This window comes from Microbacterium sp. NPDC088619, assembly GCF_044752825.1.
Lineage (GTDB): Bacteria > Actinomycetota > Actinomycetes > Actinomycetales > Microbacteriaceae > Microbacterium.
Window position 1 is genome coordinate 168,706 of the sequence record NZ_JBIVLZ010000002.1, and the last position, 16,783, is coordinate 185,488.

The following is a 16,783-nucleotide window of genomic DNA, read 5'->3' on the forward strand; positions in this document are numbered from 1 at the left end:
GTCAGTCCACGACCACGCGGTCGCGCTCGCTGGTGACACCCGGGCGCGAGGCATTCCGCGTGAGTCGCGCGACGATCAGGAGCACCACGGTCAGGCCGATGGTGAGCAGCAGCTGCACGCGAGCGGCGCCGTCGATCATCGTGAGCGCGATGACACCGGCGAGGAGCGCCAGGCACAGCCAGGACAACCAGGGGAAGCCCCACATGCGCATCGGCATGTCCTCCCCCGCCCGATCGGCACGGCGGCGAAGGATGATCTGCGACACGGCGGTCGCCGTCCAGATGATCAACAGCGTGGATCCGACGACGTTGAGGAGCGCGGGGAGCACCACATCGGGGAACGCCCAGTTCAGTCCCACGGTGACGAAGCCGAACGCGACGGAGGCGAGCACAGCGACCACCGGCACGCCCTTCGACGTGGTGCGGGTCGCAGCAAGCGGAGCGAGACCGCGCTCGCCGAGCGAGTAGGCCATGCGCGATGCGCCGTAGATGTTCGCGTTCATCGCCGAGAGCAGTGCGATCACCACGATGAGATCCATCACGAGCCCGACGCCGGGCAGCTGCAGCGTGTCGAGCACGGCAGAGAAGGGGCCGTCCTTGACGGCCGGGTCGTTCCACGGCAGCACCGACACGATCACGAAGATCGAGCCGACGTAGAAGATCAGGATGCGCACGAGCACCTCGCGCACGATGCGGCGGATGTTGCGCGCGGGGTCGTCGGACTCGGCGGCCGCGATCGCGACGACCTCGGTGCCGCCGAACGCGAAGACCACGATCAGCAGCGCGGCGGCGATGCCGGTCAGCCCGTTCGGTGCGAAGCCGCCGTTGTCGACCAGGTTTCCGATGCCTGTCGCGGGAACACCGGGGATGAAGCCGACGATGGCGCACACGCCCACGACGAGGAACACGATGATCGCGGCGACCTTGATCGCGGCGAACCAGAACTCGAATGTGCCGTAGTTGCGCACCCCGAACAGGTTGACCGCAGTCAGGGCCACGACGAAGACGAGCACCCACACCCAGGCCGGGATGCCGGGGATCCAGGCGGAGATGATCCCTCCGGCGCCGGTCGCCTCCGCCGCGATCACCACGACGAGCTGGATCCAGTAGAGCCAGCCGACGGCGCTTCCGGCACTGCGTCCCATGGCCTTCTGCGCATACGAGCTGAAGGCACCGGAGCTCGGCCGGGCGGCGACCATCTCTGCGAGCATCGCCATGATCAGCACCACGATGCCGCCCGCGACGAGGTAGGAGATCAGCACAGCGGGACCTGCGATGCTGATCGCCTGACCTGAACCGACGAACAGCCCGGCGCCGATCGCGCCGCCGAGTCCCATCATCGAGATCTGCCGACGAGTCAGCCCCGGGTGCAGACCTTTCGTCGTGGTCGTCGTGGTCGGAACCTCGGTCATGCGCGCGCCTCCTGCAGTGCGGTCTCAGCCTGGAGCGCTGACTGCACCCGGTCTATGTCCTCCATTGAACCCGATGAGATGCGGATCCCCTCACCGGCGAAGACCCGTGTGATCACACCACCCTCGTTCAACAGGGACTCGAGCTCGTCCGTGCGGTCGCCTGCGGGGACCCAGACGAAGTTCGCCTGCGAGGCGACGGCGGGCCATCCGGCGTCGACGAGCAGCGCCTGCAGGCGATCGCGGTGCGCGACGACCTCGTCGATGCGCACCGCGAGCTCGTCTTCCGCGTCGAGGGATGCGAGTGCGGCGGCCTGGGCGAGGTCGGTCACGCCGAACGGCACGGCGACCTTGCGCTGGCTGTCGGCCACCGCGAGCGGCGAGAGCGCGTAGCCGATGCGCAGACCGGCGAGCCCGTACGCCTTCGAGAAGGTGTGCAGCACCGCGACGTGCGGATGCCGATGGAACAGCTCGACGCCCGCCCCGTACGACCCGGTGCGGTCGAAGTGCACGTAGGCCTCATCGATCACGACCAGCACATCGCGCGGCACAGCGGCCACGAACGCCTCGAGGTCTGCGGCATCTACGACCGTTCCGGTCGGGTTGTTCGGGTTGCACACGAAGATCAGCCTCGTGCGCGGAGTGATCGCGGTGAGCATGGCATCGAGGTCGTGGGCATGCTCGGCGTTCAGCGGCACCGGGATGGGAGTCGCGCCGGCGATGCGCACGAGTGACGGGTAGGCCTCGAACGACCGCCACGCGAACATGACCTCGTCGCCCTCACCGGCGACGGCATGGATGAGCTGGGAGGCGAGTTCGACGGAGCCGGCGCCCACGGTGACGACGGCCGGATCGACCCCGTAGCGCTCCGCCAGGCGCTCGCGCAGAGCGGCGGCGCTCATGTCGGGATAGCGGTGGATCGTGGAGAGGCGCTGCTGCACCGCGTCGACGACGGACGGGAGCGGCGGGTGCGGCGACTCGTTGGAGGAGAGCTTCGAGGCACCGGCCGGCGCGGAGCGCCCCTGGCGGTAGGCGGGCACGGCGTCGAGGCCGGCACGGGTGGGAAGAGTCATCGTCTGAGCGTCCTTGCTGAGATGCGGTGGCGGCCGAGCGGCGCCTGCTGTCGCGCAACACTAGACCGAGGATCGACGGGTGGGCAATCGGTGCAGCATCCGGTGCGCAACGCGCGCAGCCGGCGGGGTGGAATCGCGGAACCGCTGAGCAGACTGCACAGCCGCCCGCGGGCACGGGGTTCTCACCGCGCGAGGGGAAGGTCGGTGGGGTCGCTCACCGGGAGCCGACACACGAACGACCGGCAGTCGAACGCCTGCTCCCTCGCGTCGGCCTTGCCCTCGAACAGTTCGAAGCCGGCATCCGCGAACACCCTCGCCTGTGCGGGGGCCACGATCGCGATCACGTCGGCGTCTGCCGTGCGCGCTGCAGACGCGAGCGCACCGTCCGGCGTCTCGGTGACGACGACGATCTGCCTCGAGGCATCAACGAGTCCCGCCGCCACGCGCAGCAGGCTGCCGTGTGCGAACGGCTGCGACACGGCCTGACCGGCGTGCTCGCGCACGCGTTCGGCCGCCGCCTCCCGATACCGGTCCCCCGCGCCGAGCCGCCACGCGGTGAGCGCCGCAGCGGCCACGGCTGCGGCATCCGACGGCAGATCTCCGTCGGTCTGGTCGGGCGACGCGGCGATGCCGTGCGCCGCGAGCAGAGGATCGCCATCGAGCCCCTCGATCGCCGTGTCGAGCAACTCACGTGCCTCGGCGGCCCACGCCGCCTCGCCGGTGACCACGGCCAGCGCGAACAGGCCGTCGGCGAGCAGCGCGACATCGGCGGCCGTCGCCACCGCACCCGACGCGACGCCGTCGAGCGACGCGCGCACGAGCGCTCCCGTCGAATCCCGGTTGACCCGCAGCACGAGTTCGGCGGCGTCGACCGCGGCCTGCACCCACGAGCTCTCCGCGAGCACGGCCCCTGCTCGGGCGAGGGCTGCGATGGCCAGACCGTTCCAGCCCGTGATGACCTTGCCGTCGACGGCCGGGGGCTCGAGTCCCGCCCGATCCGCGACGGGGCGCCGGTAGTACCCGCCCTCATCGCGTCGTCCGTCGATCATCGACTCCGAGTCCTGGGCGGCGCCGAACCCTCCGCTCGCTCGTCGCAGAGTGCTCACGAGGAAGTCCGCGACACCGCGGGCGGTCGGCTCGTCCCCCGCGTCGAGCGCGATGGCGAGCAGCTGGGCGTTGTCCGTCAGCATCCGCTCGTAGTGCGGCACGGTCCAGTCGCGCTGCGTCGCGTAGCGGAAGAATCCGCCGTCCTCGTCGCGCAGGGCCGACGCCGACATCGCCGCGAGGGCGCGGTCGGCGGAGGCCGCGGCATCCGGAGCCTCTCGACGCACGAGCGGCGTCTGCAGCAGACTCAGCGTCGTCGCGACGGGGAACTTCGGAGCGCCGCCGAACCCGCCGAACTGGCGATCCTCGCGCGCGGCGATCGTCTCGGCCGCCCCTGCGAGCGCCACCGCGTCCGGCAGATCGGAGGGGACGGATGCCGCTGCCCTGGCGAGTGCATCGGTCACGGCATCCGCCGATTCCTCGGCCTGCGCACGGCGCACGGTCCACGCCTCGTTCACGGCGGCGAGCACATCGCGGAAGGCGGGCATCGGCTGTCGTGCCTCCGGCGGCCAGTAGGTGCCGGCGTAGAACGTGCGGCCCCGCGGCGTCGTGAAGACCGTGAGCGGCCAGCCGAGATTCTGCGTGAACGCCGAGGCTGCGGCCATGTAGGCGCCATCGATATCCGGATGCTCCTCGCGGTCGACCTTGATCGCCACGAAGTCGCGGTTGATCGACGCCGCCGTGTCGGGGTCGGCGAACGACTCCCTCGCCATCACGTGGCACCAGTGACACGTCGAATAGCCGATCGAGATCAGCAGCGGCACGTCACGGCGCTGCGCCTCGGCGAAGGCCTCCGGCCCCCAGGGATACCAGTCGACGGGGTTGTCCGCGTGCGCGCGGAGATAAGGGCTGAGCGTGTCGGCGAGCCGGTTCGTCATACGCCCACGCTACGCCGATCAGCGCACGACGAGACGGTCAGGAGACGAGCAGCTCCGCCGGCCGCGATGCGGCGTAGCCCACGAGCGGCAGCGCGCGGTCGGCGGCGAGGGCGATGCGTGCGTGCAGGACGTCGGACGCGATCACATAGCCGTCGAAGTCGGTGTCGCTGGCGTAGACGCCGAGCGGCAGCGTCAGCGCCTGGAAGAAGGCGAACAGCGGCCGCAGCTGGTGCTCGATGATCAGAGCGTGGCGCTCGCCCCCGCCGGTCGCCGCGAGCAGCACCGGCTTGCCGACGAGCTCGTACTGGCCGACGAAGTCGAACAGATGCTTGAACAGGCCGGTGAAGGACGCGCGGTAGACGGGGCTGCCGACGATCAGCAGGTCTGCCGCCTCGATGGCCAGGAGCTTCTCCTCGACGTTCGCCGGAAGATGGTCGCGACGCAGCGCCCCGGCGAGCGACGGGCCGATGTCGGTGAGCTCGATGACCTCGATCTCGACCTCGGCGCGCTCGGCGATCGCCCCGGCGATCGCACGGACGAGGGCCGTGGTCTTGCTGGGCTCGTGCAGAGAACCGGAGACGGCGACGACGCGGTAGGGAGCTGTCATGCCGTTGACGCTACTCACGACGACGCCCCGTGTCGCGGGAAGCGACACGGGGCGTCATCTGTCGAAACGGGGCGCCTCAGTTGACGTCGTCGGGGTGCGAGCCGACGCGGCCTGAGCCGTCGAGCGGGTCGAGCGCGTCGATCTTCGCGATCTCGGCATCTGTCAGCTCGAAGCCGAACACGTCGAGGTTCTCGCGCAGTCGCTCTGCCCGCACCGACTTCGGGAAGACGATGAATCCACGCTGCAGATGCCAGCGCAGCACCGCCTGAGCGGGGGTGACATCGTGCGCCGCTGCAGCCTCGGCGATCGCCGGCGTGCCGAACAGGTCGTACTTGCCCTGGCCGAGCGGCCCCCACGACTCGATGCGGATGCCGTGCTCGGTCGCCCAATCGACCACGTCGCGCTGCTGGTAGGCCGGATGCAGCTCGATCTGGTTGACCGCAGGCGTCACGCCGGTCTCCGCCACGACACGCTCGAGGTGCGGCACGAGGAAGTTCGAGACGCCGATGCTGCGGGTGAGGCCGGCCTCGCGCAGCTCGATGAGCTTGGCGAAGGCGTGCACGTAGTCGTCCTTGGCCGGAGTGGGCCAGTGCACGAGGTAGAGGTCGACCGCGTCGAGACCGAGCTTGTCGAGGCTCTCGCCGATCGCCGCGCGCGGCTCCTCGCCGTGGTGGCGGTCGTTCCAGAGCTTCGTAGTGATGAACAGCTCGTCGCGGGCGATGCCGGATGCGGCGATGGCCGCGCCCACACCCTCTTCGTTGCCGTAGATGGCAGCCGTGTCGATGTGGCGGTAGCCGATCTCGAGCGCCTCGCTCACGGCGCGCTCGGTCTCGTCGGCCGGAACCTTGAACACCCCGTAGCCGAGCTGCGGGATGGAGTGGCCGTCGTTCAGTTCGAGTGCAGGAATCGTCATGATCCCACCCTACGACCTGTGATGACAGGCGGCCCAGGGGGAACCGCGGCCATCCTCGTCGCAGCCCAGCCGACGAGTCGTTCGAGCGGCCCTCGCCCGAACAGGATCGACCACAGCGTCGTGACGAGGAGCAGCGCGATGGCCGTCGCGGCCCAGAGTGCATTGCTCGAGAAGAAGCCACCCGGTCCTGCGATCAGCGCGACCGACACGACGTGCACGCTGTAGGCCGACAGCGGCATCGACCCCAACGCCCCCAGCGGAAGGAGCACCGCGCGCAACGGACCGCTGAGCAGCACGCACAGCGCGATGACGGAGAGGGCGAACCCGCCGGAGCCCAGAATCTCCGCCGTCCCGCCCGAGTGCGGATCGACGGCGAAGATCGCACGGATGACGGCGCCTCCGGGGTCCGCCGCCGCCAGAGCGTCCGGGTAGGTGCTCCATCCCGACGCCCCCTCTCCTTCTGTCATCCACGAGGAGGACCTGATGCCGGCGACTCCCCCGACGAGGCCGAGGCCGTATCCGACGACCATGAGCGCGACGCCGACGCCGAACGTGATGGCCGCGGTCTCGAGCTTCTCGACGTGCAGGCGCCCGAGAGCCATGCCGGCGAAGACGAACGCGAGCCACGCCGTGATCGGATACGAGCCGTAGAGCACGAGGCTGATGCCCGCTCCGGTGGGGTACAGCGTGAGCGCGGCGAGCAGTGCGAGCACGGCCGGCGCCGCGAGCGCCAGGATGCCGGCGGCGATCAGCAGCTTCCACGGCTGCCACCGGAGGAACGGGATGACAGCCACGTAGAGGAGCCCGTAGAGGGTGAGGATCACCGCGATCGGCGTGTTCAGCATCTCCAGGGCCAGACCGATCAGGAAGATCACCGCTCCGCGACCGACGAGCTGCAGGCGGATGCTCGGCATCCGCTCGGGCTCGGGCAGCGCGCTGCGCCCGGTCATCAGGGCGATCGAGACGCCGGCGAGCACGGCGAACAGGATCGACGAGCGCCCGTGCACGAGGTCGGTCCACGTCGACAGGTCGAACGGATCGAACGCCTCGGTCTCGCCGATGTGCGCGCCCGCCATGCCGAGGATCGCGAGGCCTCGGGCGATGTCGAGTCCGAGGATGCGCGGAGCCCGCCCGAACTCACGGAACCACCGCGTTGCGGGAAGGGGCTTCGACACAGTGCTCACGGATGAATCGTACGATGGGAGTTCTATGCCTTCCCCTGTGATCTTCTATCCTCCCGAGCTGCCGGTCAGCGCTGCGCGAGACGAGATCGCCGACGCCATCCGCGACAACCAGGTCGTCATCGTCGCCGGTGCCACGGGCTCGGGCAAGACGACCCAGCTGCCGAAGATCTGCCTCGACCTCGGGCGCGAGCGCATCGCGCACACGCAGCCCCGACGGCTCGCCGCCCGCACGATCGCCGAGCGGGTCGCCGAAGAGCTGCAGGTCGAGCTCGGTACCCTCGTCGGCTACAAGGTGCGCTTCACCGACAAGGTGTCGGACGAGACGCGCATCGCGCTGATGACCGACGGCATCCTGCTGAACGAGATCCACCGCGATCGTCTGCTCCGCCGCTACGACACGATCATCATCGACGAGGCCCACGAACGCTCGCTCAACGTCGACTTCCTGCTCGGCTACCTCGTGCGGATCCTGCCGGAGCGCCCCGACCTCAAGGTGATCATCACTTCGGCCACGATCGACCCGGAGAGCTTCGCCCGGCATTTCGCCACCGCTCAGGGCGAGCCCGCGCCGGTCATCGAGGTGTCGGGGCGCACCTTCCCCGTCGAGATCCGCTACCGGGCTCAGACGGAGGAGACCGAGGAATCCGACGAGGTGACCGCGATCGTCGCGGCGTTGCGCGAGCTCGACCGGGAGGAGCCCGGCGACGTCCTCGTGTTCCTGCCGGGCGAGGCCGAGATCAGAGACGCGGCGGATGCCGTGCGAGGCGCCTATTCGAAAGACCGCTCCCCCACCGAGGTGCTGCCGCTGTATGGGCGCTTGTCGGCGGCCGAGCAGCACCGGGTGTTCGAGAAGAGCCGCGTCGCCGGGGTGCGCCGTCGCGTCGTGCTCGCCACGAACGTCGCCGAGACCAGCCTCACCGTTCCCGGCATCCGCTACGTGATCGACACCGGCACCGCCCGCATCTCGCGGTACAGCAACCGCTCGAAGGTGCAGCGACTGCCGATCGAGGCGATCTCGCAGGCCTCCGCGAATCAGCGTTCCGGCCGCGCGGGCCGCACGAGCGACGGCATCGCGATCCGTCTGTACAGCGAAGAGGACTTCGACAGTCGAGCCGAGTTCACCGAACCCGAGATCCTGCGCACGTCGCTCGCCTCGGTCATCCTGCAGATGCTGTCGCTCGGCTTCGGCGACATCACCGCCTTCCCGTTCCTCACCCCTCCGGACTCCCGCGGCGTGAAGGCCGCGGTCGATCTGCTCACCGAGCTCGGCGCCGTGACCGGAAGCGGAGACACCCCACGCCTCACCCGCATCGGACGCGACATCTCGCGCATCCCGATCGACCCCCGCTTCGCCCGCATGCTCATCGAGGCGGGGCGCCCCGGCGGGGCCGACGTGACGCGCGACGTGCTCGCGATCGTCGCCGGCATGTCGATCCAGGACGTGCGCGAGCGGCCGTCGCAGGAGGCGCCGCAGAGCGTGCGGGACGAGGCAGACCGCATGCACGCGCGGTTCGCCGACCCGACGAGCGACTTCCTCTCGATCCTCAACCTCTGGAACCACCTCAGGGAGCAGCAGCGCGAGCTCGGCTCGAGCGCGTTCCGTCGCCTCTGCCGCTCCGAGCACCTGAACTACGTCCGGGTGCGCGAATGGTTCGACGTGCACCGCCAGCTGCGGTCGCTCGTGAAGGAGAAGGACTCAGGACGCTCCGGCAGCGCGGATCCGGAGGCGATCCATCGCGCCCTGCTCGCGGGTCTGCTGTCGCAGATCGGCATCCTCGACGAGCGCAACACGGGCAAGGGCCTGGATCCCAAGAAGAAGAGGATGGCGGAGTACCGAGGTGCCCGCGGCATCCGCTTCTCGATCTTCCCCGGCTCGGCGCTGCGCAAGAAGGCCCCGCAGGCGGTCATGGCCGCCGAGATCGTCGAGACCTCGCGCACCTACGCACGCACCGTCGCCGCGATCGATCCGGCGTGGGCCGAAGCACTCGCCGGTGATCTCGCGAAGCGCCAGGTCACCGAGCCGCACTGGTCGAAGGATGCGGGTGCCGCGGTCGCCTACGAGAAGGTGACGCTGTTCGGGGTCGAGATCATCCCCCGCCGCCGCGTGCAGTTCGCGCGCATCGACCGCGCCGCCTCGCGCGAGATGTTCGTGCGGCACGCCCTGGTCGAGGGCGAATGGGACCCGACGCGCATCGACAAGCGGGTCAGCGCGTTCTGGCGCAGCAACGCCGAGCTGCGCAAGCGCCTCGAGAAGCTCGAGGAGCGCGAGCGCCGCCGCGACATCCTCGCCGGCGACGAGGCCGTCTTCCGCTTCTACGACGAGCGGATCCCGGCAGACGTCTTCGACGTGCGCTCGTTCGAGAAGTGGTGGCGCGAGACGCTGGCCGCCACACCGAAGCTGCTCGTGATGCGCGAGGCCGACCTGCTCGACGACGACAGCAGGGCCGATCAGAGCGAGTTCCCCACGAGGTGGACGCAGGGCGACCAGGTGCTCGGACTCGCCTACCGCTTCGAGCCGGGAGCCGCCGATGACGGCGTCAGCGTCGTGATCCCGCTCCCCCTGCTCGCGCAGATCGAGGACAGGGGCTTCGACTGGCAGGTGCCCGGCCTCCGCGCCGAGCTCGTCACCGGTCTGCTCCGCGCACTGCCCAAAGCCATCAGGAGGCACGTGGTGCCTGCGGCCGACTGGGCAGACAAGTTCGGGTCAGAACTGGCCGGAGACGGCCCCGAGTCGCACGGCGGTCTCCCGAATCGCACGCTCAAGGAGGCCCTCGCCCGCCTCATCCAGCCCCTCGCCAATCAGCTCGTCTCTGCGACGGAGTTCGAGGACGACCGGGTGCCGGCGCACCTGCGCATGAACTTCCGCGCCGTCGACGAACGCGGACGCGTGGTCGGATCGAACCGAGACCTGAGCACGCTGCAGGCGGAGCTCGCCGACCGCGCCCGCAGCAGCGTCGCCCGGTCGATCGCGGCGCCACCGCGTCAGCCGGGGCCCGCGAAGGGCCCCCGCCCCGCGGCCGCCGCCACCTCGATCGAGAAGGACGGCCTCACGACGTGGACCTTCGGCGAACTGCCAGAGGTGCTCGACACGCGCGTCGCCGGCGGTGTCGTCCGCGGCTATCCGGCGATCGTCGACCAGGGCAAGACCGTCTCGGTGCGCGTGGAATCGACAGCGGAGGCCGCGGTCACGGCCACTCGCGCCGGCGTGCTGCGACTCGTGCTGCTCGGCGTGCCCTCACCCTCGTCGTACGTGCAGCAGCACCTCACCAGCCAGGAGAAGCTCGCACTCGCCGCGTCGCCGTATCAGTCGGCGGCGGCCCTCATCGAGGACTGCCGTGCTGCCGTGGTGCAGAACCTCATCGACAGGGCGGCCCCTGGCGGCATCGTGCGCACCCAGGTCGAGTTCGAGCGCGTGCGCGACGCCGTCTCGGCATCCCTCGTCGACGAGCTCTTCGCCTGCGTCTCCCTCGTCGCCCGCATCCTGACGAAGACCCGCGACGTCGAGCGCGGCATCCGGTCGCAGAACTCGCTCGCTCTGCTCGGGCCGCTCAACGACATCCGGACGCAGCTCTCCGGACTCCTGCACCCGGGGTTCGTCGCGGCGAGCGGCGTGGAGCGCCTCGCGCACTTCCCCCGGTACCTCGAAGGCATGCTCGATCGTCTGAAGACCCTGGCGAACGAGCCTGGCAAGGACCGCACCCGCATGAGCGAGTTCGAGCGCATGGCGAAGGCGTTCGAGGATGCCGGAGGGACGATCCCGGTCGCACCCGGCGCTCCCCCTGCGATCGTCGAGACGCGCTGGCTGCTCGAGGAGTATCGCGTGAGCGTGTTCGCGCAGCGGCTCGGCACGGCCCAGCCCGTCTCGCCGCAGCGCATCATGAAGGTGCTGGCATCGCGGGGGTAGCCTGAGGGCATGGCTCGCGCGATCGTCTACACAGAGTTCGGTTCCCCTGATGTGCTGCACCTGATCGAGATCCCCGATCCGATCGCACTCAGCGGCGAAGCGGTGGTGCGCATCGAGGCGGCAGGGGCGAACCCGATCGACGCCAAGCTGCGCAGCGCGAAACGGCCCTCGCCGCCGATCACCGAACCGCGCGCCGTCGGCTTCGACGGCGCCGGGGTGATCGAGTCGCTCGGCGACGACGTCGACGGATTCGCCGTGGGCGACCGCGTGGCGATCCGCGACACCGTCGGCACCTACTCGAGCCTGCTCGCCGTGCCCGTCGAGAAGCTCGTGGCTCTGCCCGATGCGGTCACCTCAGCCGAGGGCGCCGGCATCGGCATCCCCGCCGGCACCGCCTACCAGGCGCTCCGCTCGCTCGGCGTCGCAGACGGCGATGTGCTGCTGGTGCACGGCGGCTCCGGCTCGGTCGGGCAGGCAGCCGTGCAGTTCGCCGTCGCCTGGGGCGCCACCGTGATCGCCACCGCCAGCCCCGCGCGACACGATCAGCTGCGCGAACTCGGCGCCACGCCGGTGGCCTACGGTGACGGACTGCTCGAGCGCGTGCGCGAGGCTGCGCCGGACGGCGTGACCGTGGCTCTCGACTGCGCAGGCACCGATGAGGCCATCGAGGTCTCGCTCGAGCTCGTCACCGACCGCGACCGCGTCGCGACGATCGTGCGCGGACCGGATGCCGCATCCTTCGGCATCCGCGCCTTCTCCGGCGGCTCCCCCACGCCGCTCACCGAGCAGGAGCTCGCCTGGCGGGCCGAGGCGCTGGGCGCGACCGTCGAGCTGCTCGCCAGCGGAGACTTCGTCATCGAGCTCGGCCCCGAGCTGCCGCTCGCCGAAGCGGCGCAGGCTCATGAGCTCATGGAGTCCGGCGCCGCCTCGGGCAAGATCGTCCTGATCCCGTAGCGAGTCCTGCCGCTCAGGCGACCCGCTCCTCGCTCTGCGCCGCGCTCGCCTCATCGCGGAGCCGGGCCCCCTCCCGGAGCGCCGGCACGAGCTCAGCACCCCAGTCGCGCACGTCGCCGAGCGGATCGAATCCGCGGATGAGGAAGCGCGTCACCCCCAGGTCGTAGTACTTCAGCAGCGCCTCGGCCACCTGCTCGGGCGTGCCGACCGGTGCCGTGGAGTTGCCGGCCGGGCCGGTGAGCCTGGTGATGCCGAGCCACAGCCGCTCGTCGTGCACGTCGCCACGCCGAGCGGCCTGCTGCAGACGGTCGGCGGACACCGGAACCGGCTCGTGCTGCGCCGGACGCGCGAACGTGAGCGGGTTGCCCGAGGCGCGGCTCGCGATCACGGCCTCTGTCTCGGCATAGATGCGCTCCGCCTTCTCCCAGGCCTCGGCCTCGGTGGCTCCGATGATCGGTCTCGTCGAGAGGCTGAACTCGACCGTTCGCCCCTCCTTCGCCGCCGCAGCGCGGATCGTGCGGATGTGCTCGGCGACGTCTGCGAGAGGTTCGCCGAAGAGCATGTAGACATCGGCGCCGCGGGCGCCCACCTCGACAGCGCCTTCCGAGAGCCCGCCGAAGAACACCGGGATCCCCGCGTCCGTCGCAGGCTTCACCGCCGAGAACGCGCCCTCGACCCGATAGAAGTCGCCGTGATAGTCGAACGGCTCGTCGGATGCGAGCGTCCGTCGGAGCACGTCGATGAACTCGCCCGTGCGCCGGTAGCGGTCGGACTTGTCGCTGAAGTCGCCGTCCCTGCGCTGATCGGCCTCGCTGCCTCCGCTGATGTGGTGGATCGCGACCCTTCCCCCACCCGTGAGGTGATCGAGGGTGGCGAGCTTGCGGGCGACGACCGTCGGGGCGACGAATCCGGGCCGGTGCGCGATGAGCACCTTCAGCCTCCCGGTCGAGTGCAGCGCCGCCGAGGCGACCGCGAACCCGTCCGGAGAGCTGGCGCTGTACCCGATCAGGACGCGGTCGAACCCCGCCTCCTCGTGGGCTCGGGAGAACTCCCGCACGTAGGCTGCGTCGACGGCGGGTCCGTCGACGGCCTTCGACTCCGATCCGGCGGTCGTGGCGATCATTCCGAGCAGTTCGATGGGCATGTGCTTCAGCTCCTGACGGGGGCGGGCGACGGGCGGTTCGCCCGAGGCGCGTGGATGAGGGGGACGGAGTCGATGAGCAGCCGGGTGTACGGATGCTCGGGACGGGAGATCACACGACGCGTGGGTCCGTCTTCGACGATGCGTCCGTGGTCGAGCACGATCAGCCGGTCGCTCATCGCGGCGAGCGATCCGATGTCGTGCGAGATCACCAGCATCGCGAGCTCGGATCCGCGCGCGTCGCGCAGCGCGATGAGCGCCTGAACGACCCGGTCGCGGCTCGCCGCATCGAGTGCGCTGACCGGCTCGTCGAGCAGCAGCAGCCGCGGCTCGACGACCAGTGCGCGGGCGATCGCCGCACGCTGGCGCTGCCCGCCGGAGAGGCCCGCGGGCAGGCGCGCGATGAGCTCCTCGTCGAGACCGACCGCGGCGAGGGCAGCCGCGCGGCGGCGTGCGGCATCGGCTGCGGGGACGCCCGCGATGCGAAGCCCCTCGACGATCGAGTCGGCGACGCGGACACCGGGATCCAGGGACCGCAGCGGATCCTGGAACACGTACTGCACGGCACCGCCGCGCCGCCAGGCCCGCAACGCGCCGCCACGGAGACGCGTGACGTCGCGACCGTCCACGACGAGGCGCGACCCCGCAGAGGGGTCGACCGCACGCAGCACGGCCTTGGCGAGCGTCGTCTTGCCCGAGCCGGATTCACCGACCACGCCGACGACCTCGCCTGGCCGCACGGTGAGCGAGATGCGATCGAGCACACGCACGCGTCCGTAGTCGACCGTGAGGTCTTCGAGTTCGAGGATGGGAACGGTCATGCGAGGAACCTCTCGAGTCCGTACGCGGCGTGCGCGCTGAGCAGCTCCCGCGTGTAGGCGTGGGCCGGGGCTCGCAGAACCCGCGATGTCGCGCCGGCCTCGACGACGTGCCCGTCGCGGAAGACCTGCACGCGCTCGCACACCTGGGCCACGACGGCGAGATCATGAGAGACCAGGATGAGCGCGAGGTCGCGCTCCCTGCGCAGGCGGCTGAGGAGCTCGAGCAGCTCCGCCTGCACCGTGACGTCGAGTGCCGTCGTCGCCTCGTCCGCGATCAGCACCGCGGGGTCGGCGGCGAGCGCCATCGCGATGAAAACCCGCTGCAGCATCCCACCCGACAGCTGTGCGACGCGCTGACGCAGCACCAGGTCGACGCGGCGGATGCCGAGGTCGTCGAGCAACTCGCGCGCTCGTTCCCTGGCCTGACGACGCCCCAGCGAGGCAGTGACCCTCAGGGTCTCCTCGAGCTGGGCGCCGACGGGGATCGCGGGGTTCAGATACGAGGCCGGATCCTGGAAGACCGCACCGATGTGCGTGCCGCGCACCCGCCGCCATGCGCGTTCATCCGCACCGGTGAGATCGACCCCGTCGACGTGCACCGTTCCGCCGGTGACCTCGAGGCCCGCGGGCAGGATGCCGAGCAGGGCGCGGCACGTGAGGGTCTTGCCGCTTCCCGACTCGCCGACGATGCCCAGCGCCTCACCCGGACGAACCGATGCCGTGACACCGTGCACGAGTTCCGTGCCGTCCGAGGCGGTGATCACGAGATCCGTGACTGCGGCCGTGGCCGGACGCGCGAGGGAGGCCTCGTCGAAGGAGGGATGCAGGGGCGTCCCGTGCACCACGGCCGCGGTGCGCTGCACCGTGCCGCGTGCCTCGATGATCGACCGGGTGTCAGACATGGGCGACCGCCTTCCGCTTCGCCGGCGTGACCGCCGGAGATCCGAGCACGTCCCGCGCCGCGTCGGCGACCACGTTGAGAGCGCCGACCGTGACGATGATCGCGAGCGCCGGGGCGAGCGGCCCCCACGGCCGCTGACCGAGGTATCCGAGGTCGCTCGACAGCATCCCTCCCCAGGTCGGTGCCGGCGGCTGCACCCCGATGCCGAGGAAGGTGAGCGAGGCGACGGCGAGAAGCGCGCCGCCCAGCGCCGAGACCGACGCCACGACCAGGTTGGGCGCGACCTGCCGCCACACATGCCGCCGCAGGATCCACCACGCCGAGGCACCCAGGTACCCGGCCGCGTCGATGTACTGGGAATCGCGCACCCGCAGGGTGGCGGCGCGCGCGATGCGGAAGAAACCGGGGGCGACCAGGATGCCGATCGCGAGCGTGGCCTGGACGAGCCCGTTGCCCAGCAGCGCCGCGAACACGATCGCGAACAGGATGAACGGCAGCGCGAGGAGCGCATCGACGATGCGCAGCGAGAACCACTCGGCGAACTTCGGCACGAACGCGCTCAGGGCTCCGGGCACCGCTCCGAGCACGAGACCGATGAGCGCGGCGGCGATGGCGCTGAGCAGAGACGCAGGCGCCCCGGCGAACAGCCGTGAGAGCACATCCCTGCCGACGTAGTCCGTGCCGAGCAGGTGCCCCAGGCTCGGCTCCTGCAGTGCCGCCGACGCGTTCTGCGCGAGCGGATCCTGCGGTGCGAGGGCGGGCCCGGCCACGGCGAGCAGCGCCACGCCGACCAGCACGAGGAGTGCGATCCTGACGCTCCAGCCGGTGCGCCACAACCTGACGACGACCGGCGATGCGATGACGCTCATGCGGCACTCCTCTCGGTTCCGCCCGTGCGGGAGATCACGATGTTCAGGACGGCCCCGACGATCACGATCATCGCGATGGTCACCAGGAGCACGCCCTGCACGACAGGCACGTCCCCCTGCAGGGCGGCGCGGTTGGCGAGCTGCCCGAGTCCTGGCATCCCGAAGATCACCTCGGTGATGACCGCCCCGCCGACCAGGTGCGGTGCGTGCACGCCGAGAGTGGAGAGGGCCGGCCCCGAGGCGATGGGCAGCGCGTGACGGAACACGATGCGCGCGGGGCCGAGCCCGTGCACCCTCGCCCCGATGATGAAGTTCTCCCCGAGGGTGCCGACGAGCGCGGTGCGCAGCTGCCTGGCGATGTCGGCTCCGGCATCCAGGCTGAGCGCGATCGACGGCAGCACGAGGCAGACCAGCCACGCTCCCACATCCTTCTCCGGCGGGGTGTACCCGGCGACCGGGAAGATCGGGATCGCGTAGGAGAAGAGCAGGATCAGCGCGATCGCCGCGACGAAGGCGGGAACCGTGGCGGCGATCGTGCTGAAGCCGGTCACCACCCGATCGATCGCTCCTCCGCGGGTCACCGCGGCGAGCACACCGCCGGCGAACCCGAAGACGAGGGCGAACAGGGTCGCCCCCGCCGCGATCGACAGGCTCACCGGAAAGGCCTGAGCGATGCTGTCGGCGACCGGGATGGTCGTGAACCACGAGGTGCCGAGATCGCCTGTGACGGCGCCCGAGATCCAGTCGACGTATCTCACGAGGAACGGACGGTCGAGTCCGAACTGGTGATTCAGTCGGTCGACGTCGGCCTGCGTGGCGACCTCGCCGAGGGCCACGGCTGCGGGATCGGAACCGCTCGCAGCCCCGAGTGCGAAGGTCGCGAAGGTGGCGAGGAGGAAGACGGTGACCGCCGTGACGAGGGTCGCGAGGATCACCCGCAGCGCCGGCCAGGCGCTCGGCGCTGCGGCCCCGTCATCGCGCTCGGGGGGTGCGAGCTTCTCGGCGGTCGCTGTCGACATGGTCGGC

General features: G+C 70.5%; 13 protein-coding genes. 2 read left to right on the plus strand and 11 right to left on the minus strand.

What is annotated here, in order from left to right:
- Position 1 precedes the first annotated feature (1 nt).
- From ACIP5T_RS15265 to ACIP5T_RS15290, 6 genes are all read right to left on the minus strand, one after another.
- The gene (locus tag ACIP5T_RS15265; protein WP_400865247.1) at positions 2–1,411 is read right to left on the minus strand and encodes an amino acid permease; all 1,410 of its coding nucleotides are present in this window, start codon (positions 1,409–1,411) and stop codon (positions 2–4) included.
- Positions 1,408–2,481 carry a histidinol-phosphate transaminase gene (gene hisC / locus ACIP5T_RS15270; protein WP_400865249.1) on the minus strand — a complete coding sequence of 358 codons (1,074 nt, stop codon included), beginning with the start codon at positions 2,479–2,481 and terminating at the stop codon, positions 1,408–1,410. The genes ACIP5T_RS15265 and hisC overlap by 4 nt, the downstream gene beginning before the upstream one ends.
- Before the next feature lie 182 nt (positions 2,482–2,663).
- On the minus strand, positions 2,664–4,463 hold the full coding sequence (locus ACIP5T_RS15275) for a thioredoxin domain-containing protein (RefSeq protein ID WP_400865251.1): 1,800 nt from the start codon (positions 4,461–4,463) through the stop codon (positions 2,664–2,666).
- A gap of 37 nt (positions 4,464–4,500) precedes the next feature.
- Complete coding sequence (msuE, locus tag ACIP5T_RS15280; RefSeq protein ID WP_400865254.1) at positions 4,501–5,070, minus strand: FMN reductase; 570 nt, start codon at positions 5,068–5,070, stop codon at positions 4,501–4,503.
- Between the two features lie 76 nt (positions 5,071–5,146).
- Positions 5,147–5,983 carry an aldo/keto reductase gene (locus ACIP5T_RS15285; RefSeq protein ID WP_400865257.1) on the minus strand — a complete coding sequence of 279 codons (837 nt, stop codon included), beginning with the start codon at positions 5,981–5,983 and terminating at the stop codon, positions 5,147–5,149.
- Positions 5,980–7,167, minus strand: a complete 1,188-nt coding sequence (locus ACIP5T_RS15290) for a heparan-alpha-glucosaminide N-acetyltransferase domain-containing protein (RefSeq protein ID WP_400865260.1) — start codon at positions 7,165–7,167, stop codon at positions 5,980–5,982. Before ACIP5T_RS15290 ends, ACIP5T_RS15285 begins: the two co-directional genes overlap by 4 nt.
- 25 nt (positions 7,168–7,192) lie before the next feature.
- Between ACIP5T_RS15290 and hrpA the strand changes: the two genes are divergently transcribed.
- Together hrpA and ACIP5T_RS15300 are read left to right on the plus strand one after the other, a co-directional pair.
- Complete coding sequence (hrpA, locus tag ACIP5T_RS15295) at positions 7,193–11,071, plus strand: ATP-dependent RNA helicase HrpA (protein WP_400865262.1); 3,879 nt, start codon at positions 7,193–7,195, stop codon at positions 11,069–11,071.
- A 9-nt stretch (positions 11,072–11,080) separates the two neighbouring features.
- A complete protein-coding gene (locus tag ACIP5T_RS15300; RefSeq protein ID WP_400865264.1) occupies positions 11,081–12,025 on the plus strand; it encodes a zinc-binding alcohol dehydrogenase family protein in 945 nt (314 codons plus the stop codon).
- 13 nt (positions 12,026–12,038) lie between these two features.
- Here ACIP5T_RS15300 and ACIP5T_RS15305 read toward each other — a convergent pair whose 3' ends face one another.
- The 5 genes from ACIP5T_RS15305 to ACIP5T_RS15325 are packed head-to-tail and all read right to left on the minus strand — an operon-like array spanning position 12,039 to position 16,776.
- Positions 12,039–13,169, minus strand: a complete 1,131-nt coding sequence (locus tag ACIP5T_RS15305; protein ID WP_400865266.1) for an LLM class flavin-dependent oxidoreductase — start codon at positions 13,167–13,169, stop codon at positions 12,039–12,041.
- 5 nt (positions 13,170–13,174) lie between these two features.
- Complete coding sequence (locus ACIP5T_RS15310; RefSeq protein ID WP_400865268.1) at positions 13,175–13,987, minus strand: ABC transporter ATP-binding protein; 813 nt, start codon at positions 13,985–13,987, stop codon at positions 13,175–13,177.
- Positions 13,984–14,889 carry an ATP-binding cassette domain-containing protein gene (locus ACIP5T_RS15315; protein WP_400865270.1) on the minus strand — a complete coding sequence of 302 codons (906 nt, stop codon included), beginning with the start codon at positions 14,887–14,889 and terminating at the stop codon, positions 13,984–13,986. Before ACIP5T_RS15315 ends, ACIP5T_RS15310 begins: the two co-directional genes overlap by 4 nt.
- Positions 14,882–15,757 (minus strand): ABC transporter permease, encoded by an 876-nt coding sequence (locus ACIP5T_RS15320; protein WP_400865272.1) that lies wholly within the window; start codon positions 15,755–15,757, stop codon positions 14,882–14,884. Before ACIP5T_RS15320 ends, ACIP5T_RS15315 begins: the two co-directional genes overlap by 8 nt.
- The gene (locus ACIP5T_RS15325; RefSeq protein WP_400865275.1) at positions 15,754–16,776 is read right to left on the minus strand and encodes an ABC transporter permease; all 1,023 of its coding nucleotides are present in this window, start codon (positions 16,774–16,776) and stop codon (positions 15,754–15,756) included. Before ACIP5T_RS15325 ends, ACIP5T_RS15320 begins: the two co-directional genes overlap by 4 nt.
- Positions 16,777–16,783: the final 7 nt, after the last annotated feature.